The organism is Rhodococcus sp. IEGM 1408 (assembly GCF_033142235.1).
GTDB lineage: Bacteria > Actinomycetota > Actinomycetes > Mycobacteriales > Mycobacteriaceae > Dietzia.
This window is the reverse complement of record NZ_JAWLRW010000006.1, coordinates 20,649-37,147: the sequence shown is the minus strand read 5'-3', so window position 1 is coordinate 37,147 and position 16,499 is coordinate 20,649. Positions and strand designations below refer to the sequence as shown.

The following is a 16,499-nucleotide window of genomic DNA, read 5'->3' as shown; positions in this document are numbered from 1 at the left end:
GCCCTGGTCTGGTCGTCGTGGTCCTCGGGCGCCGTCTCTCTCGTGGGCGTGATCGCGGTACTGCCCCGAGGGTGAGGGCGGACGGTGATCGTTCCGTTCAGCTATGCGCATACGACGCCTTGTCCCGGGGCGCACTAATGACAATGATTGTCGTTATGCCAACTGACCCCATACTCCGCCGCCTGCGCGGCGCGGCCGCCCTGACCCTGACCGCCACCGTTCTCACCGCGTGCGGCCCGGACGCGACACCCGCTCAGCCCGCTGCCCCTACCGACGACGCCACGCACCGCGGCCACGCTGCTGCCGACGCGGCCACACCGACCGAGCAGCGTCGGCCCGTGCCGCGACTGGTGACCACGTACGACGGCGGCCTCCTGGTCCTCGACGCCGAGAGCCTCGAGCAGGTCGCCGACATCCCCCTGGACGGGTACAACCGGCTCAACCCGGTGGGGGACGACCGGCACCTCGCGGTGTCGACCACGGGTGGGTTCCAGATCCTCGACGTCGGCACCTGGGGTGACGAGCACGGTGACCACGCTCATCACTACACGGCGCCGCCCACCCTGACCGGCGGGGCGCTGGACGCGGAGATCCCCGGGCACGTGGTCGTTCACGACGGACGCACGGCGTTCTTCGACGACGGCACCGGCCGGATCACCGTGGTCGACAGCAGGAAGGCCTCGGCCCCCGACGCCGATGCCAGGGTTCTCGACTCCGCTCATGCCCATCACGGCGTGGCCGTGGGCGGCGACGACGGCCACGTGGTGAGCACGCTGGGTGACACCGACTCCCGGACGGGGCTCCTCGTCCGGGATTCCGTCGGGGCGGAGGTGACCAGGACCGACAAGTGCCCGGGCGTCCACGGAGAGGCCGCCGCACGCGACGCGTTGGTGTTCGGCTGCGAGGACGGCGCGGTCGTCTACTCGGGGGGCCGGTTCAGCAAGCTCGAGGCCCCGGACGCGTACGGCCGGATCGGAAACCAGGCGGGGTCACCCGTCTCGGCTGTGGTGTTGGGGGACTACAAGACCGATGAGAACGCGGAACTGGAGCGCCCGGAACGTGTCTCGCTCATGGACACCGAGGAGCTCACCCTGCGCCTGGTGGACCTCCCCGCCAGCTACAGCTTCCGCTCGCTCGGCCGGGGGCCCCAGGGTGAAGCGCTCGTTCTCGGAACGGACGGCAGGCTGCACGTGATCGATCCCGACGCCGGTGATCTCGTCCGGTCGATCGACGTCATCGACCCGTGGACCGAACCGGTGGAGTGGAAGGATCCGCGCCCGACCCTGTACGTCCGTGGTGGCACGGCGTACATCACCGAGCCCGTGGCCCGCCGCGTCCTGTCCGTCGACCTCGCGACCGGTGCGATCGTGGCGGACGCGACGCTGCCGCACGCGCCCGATGAGCTGACGGGGGTCGGCGGCGACAGCCCTGGAGGTCATTCCTGAGGGCCGACGAAATGTGCGAGGTCGCTACTGGGCGCTCGCTGCTGTCGCCTAGACTCCGCCTCATGCTGATGGTGGGTCTGACCGGTGGAATCGGCGCCGGCAAGTCGACGGTGACGGCCACGCTCGCGGAGGCCGGTGCGGTGATCGTCGACGCCGACCGCATCGCGCGGGAGGTCGTGGAACCCGGCACGCCGGGGCTGGCGATGCTCGTCGCGGAGTTCGGTGAGGACATCGTGGGTCCCGACGGTGCGCTCGACCGGGCTGCGCTCGCCGCCCGTGCCTTCGTGGACGCGGACCGCACCGCCGCGCTCAACGCCATCACGCATCCGCTGATCGGGGAGCGGACGGCCGAGCTGATCGGTTCCGCGCCCGCTGATGCGATCGTCGTCCACGACATGCCACTGCTGGTCGAGGGCGGGTTGACGCCCGGCTACCACCTGGTGATCGTGGTGGACACCCCGGCGGAGGTCCGCCTCCGACGCCTGGTGGAGCAGCGCGGGATGCCGGAGGAGGACGCGCGCGCCCGGATGTCCCGTCAGGCGAGCGACGAGGCTCGACGGGCCGAGGCCGACGTGTTGATCGACAACTCCGGTGACCGCGAACCGGTCCTGGAGATCGTCCGCCTCCTCGCCGAGTTGCGGCTTCGCCCCTTCGAGCACAATCTGCGGACCGCGACACCCGTCGTGGGTGACCGGACCGTGGTCCCGTTCCGGCCCGAGTGGGCGGCCGAGGCGTCGAGGGCGACGGCGAGGTTGCGCCACATCCTGGGGGAGGTCGCGACTCGTGTCGACCACGTGGGCCCGACTGCCGTCGAGGGGCTCGATGCGCCGGACATCCTCGATCTGCAGGTGACGGTGCAGAACGCGGCGGCCGTGGACCGTGCGCTGGCGCTACTGACCGGCGCGGGTTACGTGCGGGACCGCAGCAGCGAACGCCCGCTGCTGCACTGGTGCGATCCCGCGCGGCCCCTCGAGGTGTCGATCCTGGCCCAGGACGATCCCGAACACGAGTTCGCGCTGCTGATGGCCGAGGTCATCGGCGCCGACCCGACCGCGCGGGTGGAGTACTCGGAGATCCTCCGCCGCGCCGACCGCGAGGAGACCCGGGAGTGGGAGCGCACCCGGACCGTGGTCCGCGGCACCGGCTGATCTCACTGCGTGGGGACCATCCCGCCCACCAGGTCTGACACCGGGATCTGCCGGACGACCTCGGTGGTCGCGGGCCGTGCCGGGGCCGCCGACCTGCCCAGGGGGGCGGGGAAGAGCTCGGACAGTCGGGTGCGCACCAGGAAGACGTTGTAGGCGTTCCAGGTGGTGACGAGGTAGTAGAGGTCCTCGCCCTGCGCCCACGGGTGCATGAAGCCGCCGTAGACACCGGGGAGCATGGAGTAGTCCACGAGTGGGGCGGGTGCGCTCCACGGTCCCTCGGGTCGGTCCGCGGTACGCATCGCCACCGAGGTGAAACCTCCGGAGTACATCGCGGTGTACTTGCCCAGGTAGTCGTTCCACATCACGGAGATCTCGCTGGTGGGCGCGGGCATCACGGTCTCGGCGTCCCGGACGTCCGAGACCCAGGCCGAGCCGTCCCAGTACACGTAGGCAGCGGGGTCCAGGACACCGTCGAGGGGGACGCGCGCGAGGATCGCGGGGCCCTGCCGCCCCGACGGCGTGAGGTACTCGTAGAGGTGGTCATCCGTGGTGAGGAAAGAACTCATCTGCGCGGTGCGCCAGGCGGCGTCCACGGGCGGTGCACCCCGGCCGGCCGGGACCGCGGAGGTGATCGGCCGGGCCATCTCGGGCACGACGGTCCAGTTCTCCCCGTTGTCGGTGGAGCGGGCCAAACCCGAGTAGTTGGTGGTCCACGAACCCGGTTGACCCCAGGCGGCCACCGACATGAAGCGCAGGTACTGCACTCCGTCGACGGAGATCCCGGCGGTCGGGATGATCGTCACCTCACCGGGCAGACCGGAACGGGGGACGATCGACTTGGCGAGCCCGTCGGCGCCGGTCGCCGCGGAGTCGATGCTCAGCCCGTCCGACAGGTCGGCGTCCGCCGAGCGGAACAGGACGTTGGACCGCCACTGGTTGCCGGGGATCGTGCAGTCGCCCATGGTGTCGCCGAACGCCATGAGCACCTGCGGGTCCTCGGCGTCACCGTTGTCCCACATGATGCCCAGGTCGGTGCCGGCCACTGCGTACCTGCTGATCGACGCCGTGGGGCTGGTGGGTCCGGTGACCAGCTGGAGGAACCGGGTGGGTCCGCGGAGGACAGGAACGGTGCCCTGCTCCCCGGTGACCCACGGCGGCATCCCGTAGACGGATCCGGTCACCGTGTTCAGGGAGCCGGACAGCCCGTTGCCCAGGGACCCGGTCTCGAGTTGCTGGACCAGCCAACCGGAGCGGTCCGCGGAGCCCAGGGCACGGGAGGCGGATCCGGTCGAACCGGCCGTCGTCGACGACCCGAGCGAGCCCAGCGAGCCGGTTCCCATCCCCGCGCCGGTCTGGTTCTCGAGTAGGGAACCGAAGTTGCCGAACATCTCACTGCACGGCCCGGCCGAAGCGGTGCCCGCTCCGGTCATCGCGATCGCGCCGGCCGAGGCCACCGAGGCCATTACCGCGATCAGACCGGACGCAGCTATCCGCGGGGCCGAGCCGCTCAACTCAGGCCTCCGGGATGGGCAGACGGTCGACGAGCACGGTCTCACCGGTGTCGGCCGGGTCCGGGGTGTTGCGGGTCCAGCTGTCGTCCATGGTGCGCATCCGTGCGTTGGCGCCCGGGAGGGTCCGCGGCGGGATCTTGGTCAGGTCGGTCTTCATGAGGAAGACGTTGTAGGCGTCCCAGGTGGACATGGTGAAGTACAGGTCCTTGCCGTCAGTCTCGACCGCGGGGCTCCACGGGTGCACGTACGCGCCGTACAGCGTGGGGACGTGCTGGTTGGACAGCAGAATGTCCTCGCCTGACCACGGCCCCTCCGGACTGAGGGCCTGGCTCATGACGATGTTGTTGTCGCGGTTGTTGTAGATCGCGATGAATCGTCCGAGGTGCTCGCTCCAGGACACCGAGAGCTCGCTCACCGTGGTGTTGATCTTCGGGGCTCCGAGCACCGGTGCGGCCTTGCTGTGGTCGGAGACCCAGTCGCTGCCGTCCCAGAACCGGTAAGCCCCCATGTCCTCGATCTGGGCCTCCGGGACGCGCGCGAGCCGAGCGGATCCGCTGCGGCCCGAAGGGGTCAGGTACTCGTAGACGAAGTCGACTCCGCCATCGACGTGCTTGACGAAGGCGCTCATCTGGCCGTCGGTGTGCCGGGTGTACTGCTGTCCGAGGTCGGCAGGCAGGGGCATCAGCGCGGTTCCCCGACGTGCGGTGTCGGGAACGGGAACCCAGTTCTCGCCGTTGTCCGTAGACCGGGCGAGCGCGGAGTAGTTGGTGGTCCACTCGCCCGGTTCACCCCATTTCTCGACGGACATGTACCGCAGGTACTGGTTCCCGCCAGCCTCGACGCCGGCGGTCGGGATCACCGTCTTCTCGTCGGGGTGGCCGGTGCGGGGGAGGATCGACTTGGCCATCCCGGGCGCCTCCATCGGGGCGCTATCGATCCGCATGCCGTCGGACAGGGCGCGGTCCCCGGACCGGAAGAGGATGTTGCTGCGCCACTGGGTGCCGGGCTCGCTGCAGTCGCCCATGGTGTCCCCGAGGGCCATCATCACCTGCGGGACCGCGGCGTTCCCGTTGTCCCAAAGGATCCCCAGATCGGTGCCGCTTATTCCAAAGCGGTCGACCGTCTTGTTGGGGCTGGTCGGGCCGGTGAGAAGTTCGACCGTGGTGGTGCGGCCCTGGAGCACCGGGATGTACCCCGAGCCACCGTCTGCCCAGGGGGTGGCCGGAGCGGTGGCTCCGCCGCCCAGGGAGCCGGACAGCGATCCCGACCCCCCGCTCGCACCGACCGCGCCGCTCGGCGGCCACGGATCACACGGGGCCGCCGCTGCGACCGGGGTCCAGAGGGTGAGCGCGCCGGCTGCCAGCGCTGCCGCGGTGACCGCTGCGAGTGGGCCGGTCCGGCCGGAGGGGGTGAGGGGACGGCGATTGCGGGCCACGGGTTCTCCACTGGGTCGAGCGGCTAAGGGCACAGGGTCGAGCGGCAAGGGGCACAGGGTCGAGCGGCAAAGGGCACAGGATCAGGGGGTGAAAGTTTGTCAGCGTTACTAAGCGGGCTCTGAGATGTGATGAGCGTAACCCAGCCGCCGAGCGGGCAACGACGTCGACTCGTAGGCTGGGGGCTATGGCTTTTGCGACCGAGATCCCCGACGACGGGGCCCCCGTCGACTCCACCGTGCTCTCCTATTCGGTGTTCCGTCCGATCGGAGACGTCGAGCGCACCCACAACCGCTTCGAGGTGGTCAGCGAGTTCACCCCGTCGGGCGACCAGCCCACCGCCATCGCCGAGCTCACCGAGCGGTTGGAGCGGGGGGAGCGCGACATCGTGCTGCTCGGCGCCACCGGTACCGGCAAGTCGGCCACCACGGCCTGGCTCATCGAGAAGGTCCAGCGGCCGACGCTGGTCATGGCACCCAACAAGACGCTGGCCGCGCAGCTGGCCAACGAGCTCCGCGAGATGCTCCCCAACAACGCGGTCGAATACTTTGTCTCCTACTACGACTACTACCAACCAGAGGCGTACATCGCCCAGACGGACACCTTCATCGAGAAGGACTCGTCGGTCAACGACGACGTGGAGAGGCTCCGGCACTCCGCGACCTCGTCACTCCTGTCCAGACGCGACGTCGTCGTCGTCAGTTCGGTCTCGTGTATCTACGGCCTGGGAACCCCGCAGTCCTACCTGGACAGGTCCGTGGCCCTGGCCGTGGGGCAGGAGGTCGAGCGCGACCGGCTGCTGCGCCTGCTGGTGGACGTGCAGTACGAGCGCAACGACGTCGCGATGACACGCGGGACGTTCCGAGCCAAGGGCGACACGGTCGACATCATCCCCACCTACGAGGAACTGGCGATCCGCATCGAGTTCTTCGGCGACGAGGTCGACGCGCTCTACTACATCCACCCGCTGACCGGGGACGTGGTCCGCAAGGTCGAGGAGGTGCGGATCTTCCCCGCCACCCACTACGTCGCCGGACCCGAGCGCATGGCCAAGGCGATCGCCTCGATCGAGGCGGAGTTGGAGGGGCGGCTGGCGGAGCTGGAGAACCAGGGAAAGCTCCTCGAGGCGCAACGGCTCCGCATGCGGACCTCCTACGACATCGAGATGATGCAGCAGGTGGGCTTCTGCTCGGGCATCGAGAACTACTCACGCCACATCGACGGCCGCGCGGCGGGTAGCTCCCCGGCCACCCTGATCGACTACTTCCCGGAGGACTTCCTCACGGTCATCGACGAGTCCCACGTCACCGTCCCGCAGATCGGCGCCATGTTCGAGGGCGATGCCTCACGCAAGCGCAACCTCGTGGACTTCGGTTTCAGGCTCCCCTCCGCGCTCGACAACCGGCCGCTGCGGTGGGAGGAGTTCTCCGACCGGGTCGGGCAGACCGTCTACCTCTCGGCCACCCCGGGCAACTACGAGATGGGGCGCGCCGGCGGCGAGTTCGTCGAGCAGGTGATCCGGCCGACCGGACTGGTCGACCCGAAGATCGTGGTCAAGCCCACCAAGGGTCAGATCGACGATCTGATCGGTGAGATCCGTGCGCGGGCCGACCGCGACGAGCGAGTGCTGATCACCACGCTCACCAAGAAGATGTCGGAGGACCTCACGGACTACCTGCTGGAACGGGGTATCCGGGTGCGCTACCTGCACTCGGAGGTCGACACCCTGCAGCGGGTGGAGCTGCTCCGCGACCTACGCCGGGGGGAGTACGACGTCCTGGTGGGCATCAACCTCCTCCGGGAGGGACTGGACCTGCCCGAGGTCTCGCTGGTGGCGATCCTGGATGCCGACAAGCAGGGTTTCCTCCGCTCTGCCACCTCGCTCATCCAGACCATCGGCCGCGCGGCCCGCAACGTCTCCGGTGAGGTCCACATGTACGCGGACTCCGTCACCGACGCGATGAAGCAGGCCATCGAGGAGACCGACCGCAGGCGGGAGAAGCAGGTCGCGTACAACACCGAGCACGGGCTCGACCCGCAGCCGCTGCGGAGGAAGATCGCCGACGTCCTCGGCAGGGACGCGGACGAGCCCGGCCACCCCTCCGATCCCCGGAATCGGCCCGAGCTCGTGGGGTCGCGGGCGGCCGGCGGGGCGGCGCGCCCCCGCAAGGAGCTCGAGAAGCTCATCGAGGAGATGACCGAGCAGATGGTGTCCGCGGCCACCGATCTGCGGTTCGAGCTGGCAGGACGACTCCGGGACGAGATCGCGGAGCTCCGGAAGGAACTCCGGGGCATGCGCGAGGCCGGTATCAGCTGACCGGGCTCGTCACCTCGCGCTGTGACATCAGGCGCTAACCGGGTAATGCGGGACGTCCCCGCACTACTGTGGGTAGAACTTGTTCCCGAAGAGAGGAAACGAATGAGCGCCTACAAGAAGGTGGTCGTGGGCACGGACGGTTCTGAGTCGTCGTACCGGGCCGTCGACCGTGCCGGAGAGCTCGCCGCGGATGCGTCCGCGACCCTCGTGATCGCCTGTGCGTACGTTCCGGCGGATCCGCGTTCGGTCAGCCAGGCCGCCGACCAGTTGGGCGCCGACGCCTACCAGATCCGCGGCGACAACCCGGCCGAGGACATCGTCCGGACCGCTCGTGACAGGGCCAGGGCCGCGGGCGCGACGCAGGTCGAGGCGCGCACCGTCAAGGGCGCGCCCGTCGAGTCGCTCATCAAGCTGGCCGACGAGGTGGAGGCCGACCTGCTGGTCGTGGGCAACAAGGGCCTCAGCTCGCTCACCGGCCGGTTGCTCGGATCGGTCCCCGCCGACGCCGCGCGTCGCGCCACCTGCGACGTGCTCATCGTCCACACGACCTGAGTCAAGACCGCCGGGGTGGTCAGCCGCAGAGGTGGGTCCGGCTCGCGTCGATGATCGCCCGGCCCACCTCGGCGGTGTCACGTCTGGTGTCCTGAGCGGCGATCGCGCTGCTGAGCGGGCGGATGCGGTCGAGGATCGTCTCGGTGTCCGCCCCGTCGGCGATGCCCCGGCAGATCCCGAGACCCACCTCGACGGTGGTCTCGGAGGTCATGTCGGTGGGCACTCCGAACGCGGCCAGTTGGTCCAGGTACTCCTGCTCGGGCGCGGTCCGCGCGGGGCCGGTCATGCCGCCGGCGGTAGTTTCGGCGCCGGATACCGCGCCCTCGGTGGGCGAGGCCTCCTGACCGGAGGCCGGTACCGACGCTCCGGTGGCCTCCACTTCCGGGCCCACCGCCCCGCAGCCCGCGGTGCTCGCGGCCAGGCCGAGCGCGACGATCGCGGAGGCCGCGGCGAGGCGGGGCCTGATGGTCATGCGGTGAGCTCCTGCCCTGCGGCGGTGACAGTGTCGCGGATGCCCGCGAGCAGCGGACCGAAGCCCCTCGGCTGGACGAGGATGAGCTCCTGGGTGGCACGCGTGGCCCCCACGTAGAGGTCCTGCAGGCCCATTGGCGAGCGATCGAGGACGTGTTCGGGGTCCACCACCACCACCACGTCGAACTCGAGCCCCTTGGCCAGGGCCAGGGGGAGGATCGAGGTGTCCGGGCGGGTCGACGCGACGGCCTCGTGGAGTCCCGCGAACCCCTCTTCGCGCCCGCGCTCAGCCCAGTCGTCGGGGACGAGGACGGCGACCGCCCGGTCCGCCGGCACGCAGGCCACCTCCTCGGCCACGACCCGGCCCACCGATCCCTCGTCCGGCTCGAGCCACGCGACCGGACGGCGACCGGGACGCACCGGCCGCGGTGCGGTAGCGGTGGGGTCGATCTCCGCCAGCAGCAATTCCGCCACGTCCGAGACGGTCTCCGGGGTCCGGTAGTTCACGGTGAGCTCGCAGTGGACCCACCGGTCGTCCACATAGGGCGAGAGCGCATCGCCCCACGAGTCGATGCCCGCCGGGCTGGAGGTCTGCGCGACGTCTCCGACGAGGGTCATCCAGCGGTTGGGGGAGCGGCGCATGATGACGCGCCAGGCCATCGTGGACAGCTCCTGCGCCTCGTCGACGATCACGTGACCGAACGCCCACGTCCGGTCCGAGCCTGCGCGGTCCGCGACGGTGAGGTCCGAGTCCTCGCTGTGCCGCCGGGCCAGTGACTCGGCGTCCACGACGTCGTAGGCCATGAGGACTTCCGGGTCCAGGTCGTCCTCGATGTCCTGGACCGCCGATCCGGTGAGGATCTCGAGCGCCTCCTCCGCCTGACGGACCTGCTCGGCCCAGACGTTGTCGGCTTCGCTGCCCTCCACGGTGGGGTCCTCGCCGAGCAGCTCGGCGAGCTCGTCGAGAAGCGGGACGTCGGCGACGGAGAACGCCCGGCCGTCAGCCCGGAACAGGGCCTCCTGGTCCTCGGCCACGTAGTCGCCTGCCGCCACGGCGATGCGTTCCCGGCTGGAGAGCAGGTCGGCGAGCAGCTGCTCGGGCCTCAGGATGGGCCACCACTCCTCGATCGCGGACACGACCTGCGGGGCACCCTCGACCTCGGCGCGGAGCGCGGCGCGGTCCCCGGCATCCAGCAGGGACCGGGTCGGGTCGCCGAGGTCGCCCACGCCGTCGCCCTCCGGGGACCACGCCGCGGCCTCCGCGTGGACCACCGGTTCGGTCAGGACGGCCACGTACTGCTCGGTGAGCGCGTCGATGATCTTCTCGGCGAACGCCGCCTGAGCCTGGTTGTGCGGGCGGCGTGTCATCCGCGCCCGGCCCCGGGCCGCGCGCACCATCGCGGGAGTGAGGGCGAGGTCTCGTCCCTCGCACCGCACCACGACGTCGGTCTCGGGGGCGAACTGGCGCGCGCGGACCGCGGCCTTGAGGATGCTGATCATCTCCCCGGAGCCCTTGACCTCCTCGCCGCGGAGCGACTCCGGGCCGGTGGCCCGGACCCCGGGGTAGAGGTCGGCGAGGGTGCGCAGGACGACCCCCGACTCTCCGAGGGAGGGCAGGACCCGCGCGATGTAGTCGAGGAACCGCGCGTTGGGTCCGACGATGAGGACGCCGCTGCGGTCGAGCCGGCGTCGATGCGTGTAGAGCAGGTAGGCGGCGCGGTGCAGTGCAACGGCGGTCTTGCCCGTCCCCGGGCCGCCCTGGACCACGAGGACACCGGCGTGGGGATTGCGGATGATCTCGTCCTGTTCGCGCTGGATGGTCGCGACGATGTCGGTCATGTGTCCGGAACGGGCGGTGTCCAGCGCGACGAGTAGCGCGGACTCGCTCACCACGTCGTCGTGGTCGTCGGGGACCTCACCGTGGGCCGGCGCGGTGAGGAACTCGTCGTGGACCCCGATGACCCGCCGGCCGATGGTGCGCAGGTGGCGGCGGCGGTGTGCGCCCTCGGGTCGGGCGGTGGTGGCCAGATAGAACGGCCGGCTGTGGTCGGCGCGCCAGTCGAGGAGGAGGGGGGTGAGTTCCTCGTCGTCGTCCCGCAGTCCCACCCGGCCGATCCGGCGGACCTCGCCGTCCTCCATGTCCAGGCGGCCGAAGTACAGGCCCAGGTTGGCGGCGTTGAACGCGGCCAGTTCCGACGAGTACAGCCGGGCGTACGACTCCCGCTCGGACCGGGCCTGCGGCGTGCCGCCGGAGCCGCGGAGCACGGCGTGCAGCCGGGCGCGGGTGTCGGTCCGGAGTTCCTCGAGACGGTCGAGAAGACGACCGAGATGGCGCTGTTCCTCGTCGACGGGGTCGGCTACCGACATCGGCGCTCCTCTCGGATAGGTGGACGGCTCAGGGCAGGACGTCCAGGCTACCGGGTCGGGCGCAAAGCCCACCGACGCCGACGACCCCGCCGGTGGGCGGGGTCGTCGGTCGGGGTCGGCGGTTCGCCGACCCCCGGTGGCGCGGTCCGTCAGGGACGGATGACGCGGGCAGCCTTCACCCGGGCGCGGTCGCTCTTCTTCTTGGCGGCGGTGCCGGCGGCATCGGCGGCCTTGCGCATCTTCTTGGTGTCCACCTGGCCGGCGCGGGCTGCGGCGACCTGGGCGGCGGAGCCGGCCTGATCGCGTACCTGCGCGGCGATCGGCGCTGCCTGCTCCTTGGCGGCTGCGGCCTGCTCCATGGCGACCGCGGTGCGCTCGCGCAGCGCCGCGGCTACGACCGGGGCCTTCTCCCGCACGGCGTCGGCGAGACCGGACGCCTGCTCACGGACCTGCTCGGCTACCTCGGGAGCCTTCTCGCGAACGACCTCGGCGACCTCGGGAGCCCTGTCCTTGACCGTGTCGGCCACGCCCCGGGCCTGCCCGGCGACGGTGTGCGCCACGCCGGCGATCGCCGCACCGGCGGCGGCCGACTCGGCCTTCGCCCCCGGGAGCTTGGCCTGGACCGAATCGCCGGCCTTGCGGGCGCGCCAGGCCAGGCCGGGCTGACCGGCCGTGTCTACCGAGGCGAGCAGGAGCGCGCCGACCAGGGCGACGTCAGTGGCCAGACCGGTGGTCTTGCGGCTCTTGGCGGCCGGGTCGGACTCCGCCCAGAAGTCGTTGCGAGCGACCGCCGAGGGCACGTGCGCTGCGGTGAGCGCGATGGCCGACAGGCGGGGGGCCTTGCCGAGCGCGAACAGGACGCCTGCGCCGATCTTGACCCCGGCGAGGGCCTTGACCAGAGTCTCGGTGTCCTTGGTCACCGGCGGGACCGCCGTGGTGACGTGCTCGTTCACGGCCTGCTCGCCCTTCTCCACGAGGGGCGCGGCCTTGTCCACGAGCGGCGCCGCCTGGGCGACATGCGCCTGCGGATTGCGAAGCGTCTCCACGCCGTCGATGACGAACACCGTGGCGAGCATGGGTCGTGCGAGTCGTCGGATCATCGTTCCTCCTGGGAATTGGGATGCGCTCTCGAACCTAGTGAAAACCCGGGCCGCGCGCCTCCGGTCCGGGCTGCGCCCCGATGAACTCCCGGGTCGTTCCGGGGTGGTGCGCTGCGACGATCGCCCCCGGCGCGGCTTTGATAACGATTGGGATTCGCGGGCCATTCGGCCGTCCCCGCTGTCACCAGCCGCGTTCGCGCCACTGCCCGAGATTCGGGCGCTCCGCGCCGAGCGTGGTGTCGTCACCGTGCCCGGGGTGGACCAGCACGTCGTCGTCCAGCTGTGCGAACACCCGGGTTTCGAGGTCGTCCATGAGCGCGGCGAACAGCTCCGGGGTCGCCGTCTTGCCGGGGCCGCCAGGGAAGAGCGAGTCCCCGGGGAACAGGTGGGTCCCCTCGTCGGTCCGCAGGAGCAGCGCGATGCCGTCCGGGGTGTGGCCCCGCAGGCCGATCACCTCGAGTCGGAGGTCGCCGACGACGAGCTCGTCGCCGTGCGAGACGACGCGATCCGTGGGGATGTCGATGCCGCCCGAGTCACCGGGGGATGCGAGGGTCGTGAGGCCGAGGGCGTCCACGGTCTCCGCGAGCCCGATCCAGTGGTCCGCGTGGAGGTGCGTGGTCAGCACCTCCTTCACCCCCGGTGCCTCCTGCTTCAGGTGGGCGACCAGTTGGGGCGCGTCGTTCGCGGCGTCGACCAGCAGGGCGTCGCCGGTCGAGGTGGACTCGATCACGTAGACGTTGTTGTCCATCTCGCCCACGGAGATCTTGGACAACCTCGCCGGACCCACGGTCCAGCGCTCGCCGGTCAGTCGGCCGCCCAGCTGGCCGGTGTAACCCTCGGTGAGGGTGACGTGGTCGGGTAGGGACGTGGTGGGGTTCGACATAACTGCAGGCTACTGGCGTCGAAGACAGTCCGTGGTGGGAAGTGTGTCGGAGTTCGTTGGTACCTTCGACTGCGGGAACCGGCGGCTCCGCGCTCTCTGCGTGACGGTGGCGACCTCCCCCCTCGAAAAAGGAGTACCCATGGTGGACCGTCTGGTCGTCCGCGGCGCGCGCGAGCACAACCTCAAGGGCGTCGACATCGACGTGCCCCGCGAGTCACTCATCGTCTTCACGGGCCTGTCGGGGTCGGGCAAGTCCTCTCTGGCCTTCGACACGATCTTCGCCGAGGGGCAGCGCCGGTACGTCGAATCCCTGTCCTCGTACGCCCGGATGTTCCTCGGTCAGATGGACAAGCCGGACGTCGACTTCATCGAGGGGCTCTCGCCGGCGGTGTCGATCGACCAGAAGTCCACCAACCGCAACCCCCGGTCGACCGTCGGCACGATCACCGAGGTGCACGACTACCTCCGCCTGCTGTACGCCCGTGCGGGCGTCCCGCACTGCCCCACCTGCGGCGAGGTGATCTCCCGGCAGACCCCCCAGCAGATCGTCGACCAGATCCTCGAGGGGGAGGAGGGCGTGCGCTTCCAGGTGCTCGCGCCGGTCGTGCGTACCCGCAAGGGCGAGTTCGTCGACCTCTTCGCCCAACTCGCGGCCGACGGCTTCAGCCGCGTCCGGGTGGACGGGGTGCTGCACACGCTGGCGGAGCCGCCCACCCTCAAGAAGCAGGAGAAGCACGACATCGAGGTGGTCGTGGACCGGCTGGCGGCCAAATCGTCGTCGCGCCAGCGGCTCACCGATTCCGTGGAGACCGCGCTGGGGCTGGCCGACGGGGTGATCATCATCGACTATGTGGACCTGGAGGAGTCGGATCCCGCGCGCAACCGCAGGTTCTCCGAGCACATGGCGTGCCCCAACGGGCACCCGATCGCGTTGGACAACCTGGAACCGCGCGCGTTCTCGTTCAACTCCCCGTACGGCGCGTGCCCGGTCTGTGACGGACTCGGTGCGCACCTCGAGGTAGACCCCGATCTGGTGATCCCGGACCCCGAGCGCTCGCTGAAGGACGGCGCGATCGCCCCGTGGTCGGGCGGACAGAGCGCGGACTACTTCCAGCAGTTGCTCACCGGCCTGGCGCACGACATGGACTTCGATCTGCGGACACCCTGGCAGGACCTACCCGCCAAGGTGCGCAAGGCGGTGCTCGGCGGGGCACCCACCAAGGTGCGCGTGCAGTACCGCAACCGTTTCGGCCGGGTCCGCACCTACGACGCCGAGTTCGAGGGCGTCATGTCCTTCCTCAAGCGCCGACTGGAGCAGACGGAGTCGGAGTCGCAGAAGGAGCGCTACCAGGGCTACATGCGCGAGGTGCCGTGCCCCGCGTGTGACGGCACCCGGTTGAAGCCGGAGATCCTCGCCGTCACGATGACCGGACCCGGCGGTCAGGACAGGTCGATCGCGGACATCAGTCGGATGTCGGTCGCGGACTGCGCTGAATTCCTGGGCGGCCTCGAGCTGGATTCCCGCCAGGCGATGATCGCTGGTCGGGTCCTCAAGGAGATCCAGGCCCGCATGGGCTTCCTGCTCGACGTGGGGCTGGACTACCTCTCCCTGGACCGCGTGGCGGGCAGCCTGTCCGGCGGCGAGGCGCAGCGCATCCGCCTGGCCACCCAGATCGGCTCCGGTCTCGCAGGCGTTCTCTACGTGCTCGACGAGCCGTCGATCGGTCTGCACCAACGAGACAACCGGCGCCTGATCGACACGCTGATCCGGCTGCGGGACCTGGGCAACACCCTCCTGGTGGTGGAGCACGACGAGGACACCATCCGCTCGGCCGACTGGATCGTCGACATCGGCCCACTGGCGGGGGAGCACGGCGGGCGCGTGGTCCACTCGGGGGACTACGCCGGGCTCCTGGCGAGCGAGGAGTCGCTCACGGGCGCCTACCTTTCCGGCCGGCGGTCCATCAAGGTCCCCGACGTGCGTCGCGCGTTGGACCCGGACAAACAGCTCCATGTCCGGGGAGCGCGCGAGAACAACCTGAAGAACGTCGACGTGGTGTTCCCGGGAGGCGTGCTGTGCGCGGTCACCGGGGTGTCCGGCTCGGGAAAATCCACCCTGGTCAACGACATCCTCGCGACCACGCTGGCCAACAAACTCAACCGGGCACGACAGGTACCGGGCCGCCATTCCCGCGTCGACGGCGTCGAGTCGTTCGACAAACTGGTCCGGGTCGACCAGTCGCCGATCGGCCGGACCCCGCGGTCCAACCCGGCCACCTACACCGGTGTGTTCGACAAGATCCGCACCCTGTTCGCGGCCACCACCGAGGCCAAGGTCCGCGGGTACAAGCAGGGGCGGTTCTCGTTCAACGTCAAAGGCGGCCGGTGCGAGGCCTGTCACGGCGACGGCACCCTCAAGATCGAGATGAACTTCCTGCCGGACGTCTACGTGCCGTGCGAGGTGTGCCACGGCGCCCGGTACAACCGCGAGACGCTCGAGGTGCACTACAAGGGCAAGACCATCGCCGAGGTGCTCGACATGCCCATCGAGGAGGCGTGCGAGTTCTTCGAGCCGATCACCTCGATCCACCGCTACCTCAAGACCCTCACACAGGTCGGCCTGGGATACGTGCGCCTGGGCCAGTCGGCTCCCACGCTCTCGGGCGGTGAGGCCCAGCGGGTCAAGCTCGCCGCCGAGCTGCAGAAGCGGTCGAGCGGACGAACCGTCTACATCCTGGACGAGCCCACCACGGGCCTGCACTTCGAGGACATCACCAAACTCCTCCTGGTGATCCAGGGTCTGGTGGACAAGGGCAACACCGTCATCGTGATCGAGCACAACCTCGACGTGATCAAGAGCGCCGACTGGGTGATCGACATGGGGCCCGAGGGTGGCGCCGGGGGCGGTTCGGTGGTGGCCGAGGGCACTCCGGAGGACGTCGCCGCTGTTCCGGAGAGCCATACCGGACGGTTCCTGGCGGACGTCCTGCAGGCGGCGGAACCGGCGTCCGTGGACACGACGGCTACGGAGGCGGCCACTAAGACGACGGCCACCAAGGCTGCGGCCACCAAGAAGGCGGCCACCAAGAAGCCGGCTACCCGGAAATCTCCCGCCAAGTCGACCGCGACCAAGACGACCGCGACCAAGACGACCGCGACCAAGACGACCGCGACCAAGACGACCGCCGCCAAGACGACGGCGACCAAAGCGGCTCGCAAGGCCAGGGCCCTACGTTGATCAGCTGAAGACGCCCAGCGGGGCGCGGGCTCGC

Annotated in this window: 11 protein-coding genes; 5 read left to right on the top strand and 6 right to left on the bottom strand. The window is 70.0% G+C overall.

Features of this window, described 5'->3' with window-relative positions; genetic code table 11:
* Positions 1-155 precede the first annotated feature (155 nt).
* Together aztD and coaE are read left to right on the top strand one after the other, a co-directional pair.
* Positions 156-1,445, top strand: coding sequence for a zinc metallochaperone AztD (gene aztD / locus R4P08_RS10860; RefSeq protein WP_317813860.1), 1,290 nt, complete (start codon positions 156-158; stop codon positions 1,443-1,445).
* A 62-nt stretch (positions 1,446-1,507) separates the two neighbouring features.
* On the top strand, positions 1,508-2,593 hold the full coding sequence (gene coaE / locus R4P08_RS10855; RefSeq protein ID WP_317813859.1) for a dephospho-CoA kinase: 1,086 nt from the start codon (positions 1,508-1,510) through the stop codon (positions 2,591-2,593).
* Positions 2,594-2,595: 2 nt separating this feature from the next.
* On the opposite strand, the gene R4P08_RS10850 is transcribed toward coaE, so the two are convergent.
* Both R4P08_RS10850 and R4P08_RS10845 read right to left on the bottom strand, forming a co-directional pair.
* On the bottom strand, positions 2,596-4,056 hold the full coding sequence (locus tag R4P08_RS10850; protein ID WP_317813858.1) for a DUF4185 domain-containing protein: 1,461 nt from the start codon (positions 4,054-4,056) through the stop codon (positions 2,596-2,598).
* 49 nt (positions 4,057-4,105) lie between these two features.
* On the bottom strand, positions 4,106-5,539 hold the full coding sequence (locus tag R4P08_RS10845) for a DUF4185 domain-containing protein (RefSeq protein WP_317813857.1): 1,434 nt from the start codon (positions 5,537-5,539) through the stop codon (positions 4,106-4,108).
* Between the two features lie 185 nt (positions 5,540-5,724).
* Here R4P08_RS10845 and uvrB point away from each other — a divergent pair, with 185 nt between their 5' ends.
* Both uvrB and R4P08_RS10835 read left to right on the top strand, forming a co-directional pair.
* Entirely contained in the window at positions 5,725-7,854 is a 2,130-nt protein-coding gene (gene uvrB, locus R4P08_RS10840) for an excinuclease ABC subunit UvrB (protein ID WP_317813856.1), read from the top strand.
* 102 nt (positions 7,855-7,956) lie between these two features.
* Positions 7,957-8,406, top strand: a complete 450-nt coding sequence (locus tag R4P08_RS10835) for a universal stress protein (protein ID WP_317813855.1) — start codon at positions 7,957-7,959, stop codon at positions 8,404-8,406.
* Positions 8,407-8,425: 19 nt separating this feature from the next.
* On the opposite strand, the gene R4P08_RS10830 is transcribed toward R4P08_RS10835, so the two are convergent.
* The 4 genes from R4P08_RS10830 to R4P08_RS10815 form a co-directional block, all read right to left on the bottom strand.
* A complete protein-coding gene (locus R4P08_RS10830; RefSeq protein WP_317813854.1) occupies positions 8,426-8,878 on the bottom strand; it encodes a DUF732 domain-containing protein in 453 nt (150 codons plus the stop codon).
* Positions 8,875-11,244: a HelD family protein gene (locus R4P08_RS10825; RefSeq protein WP_317813853.1), complete on the bottom strand. Its 2,370-nt coding sequence runs from the start codon at positions 11,242-11,244 to the stop codon at positions 8,875-8,877. Before R4P08_RS10825 ends, R4P08_RS10830 begins: the two co-directional genes overlap by 4 nt.
* 149 nt (positions 11,245-11,393) lie before the next feature.
* On the bottom strand, positions 11,394-12,344 hold the full coding sequence (locus tag R4P08_RS10820) for a DoxX family protein (protein WP_317813851.1): 951 nt from the start codon (positions 12,342-12,344) through the stop codon (positions 11,394-11,396).
* 181 nt (positions 12,345-12,525) lie between these two features.
* On the bottom strand, positions 12,526-13,227 hold the full coding sequence (locus tag R4P08_RS10815; protein ID WP_317813850.1) for an MBL fold metallo-hydrolase: 702 nt from the start codon (positions 13,225-13,227) through the stop codon (positions 12,526-12,528).
* 139 nt (positions 13,228-13,366) lie between these two features.
* On the opposite strand from R4P08_RS10815, the gene uvrA reads away from it, so the two are divergent.
* Positions 13,367-16,465 carry an excinuclease ABC subunit UvrA gene (gene uvrA / locus R4P08_RS10810; RefSeq protein ID WP_317813849.1) on the top strand — a complete coding sequence of 1,033 codons (3,099 nt, stop codon included), beginning with the start codon at positions 13,367-13,369 and terminating at the stop codon, positions 16,463-16,465.
* Positions 16,466-16,499 lie beyond the last annotated feature (34 nt).

What these genes read in the sequence shown, in the direction of transcription:
- R4P08_RS10815 (WP_317813850.1), bottom strand. Translation starts at nt 13,227, where the DNA reads ATGTCGAACCCCACCACGTCCCTACCCGACCACGTCACCCTCACCGAG.
- aztD (WP_317813860.1), top strand. Translation starts at nt 156, where the DNA reads ATGCCAACTGACCCCATACTCCGCCGCCTGCGCGGCGCGGCCGCCCTG.
- coaE (WP_317813859.1), top strand. Translation starts at nt 1,508, where the DNA reads ATGCTGATGGTGGGTCTGACCGGTGGAATCGGCGCCGGCAAGTCGACG.
- R4P08_RS10835 (WP_317813855.1), top strand. Translation starts at nt 7,957, where the DNA reads ATGAGCGCCTACAAGAAGGTGGTCGTGGGCACGGACGGTTCTGAGTCG.
- R4P08_RS10820 (WP_317813851.1), bottom strand. Translation starts at nt 12,344, where the DNA reads ATGATCCGACGACTCGCACGACCCATGCTCGCCACGGTGTTCGTCATC.
- uvrB (WP_317813856.1), top strand. Translation starts at nt 5,725, where the DNA reads ATGGCTTTTGCGACCGAGATCCCCGACGACGGGGCCCCCGTCGACTCC.
- R4P08_RS10830 (WP_317813854.1), bottom strand. Translation starts at nt 8,878, where the DNA reads ATGACCATCAGGCCCCGCCTCGCCGCGGCCTCCGCGATCGTCGCGCTC.
- R4P08_RS10825 (WP_317813853.1), bottom strand. Translation starts at nt 11,244, where the DNA reads ATGTCGGTAGCCGACCCCGTCGACGAGGAACAGCGCCATCTCGGTCGT.
- R4P08_RS10850 (WP_317813858.1), bottom strand. Translation starts at nt 4,056, where the DNA reads ATGGCCTCGGTGGCCTCGGCCGGCGCGATCGCGATGACCGGAGCGGGC.
- uvrA (WP_317813849.1), top strand. Translation starts at nt 13,367, where the DNA reads ATGGTGGACCGTCTGGTCGTCCGCGGCGCGCGCGAGCACAACCTCAAG.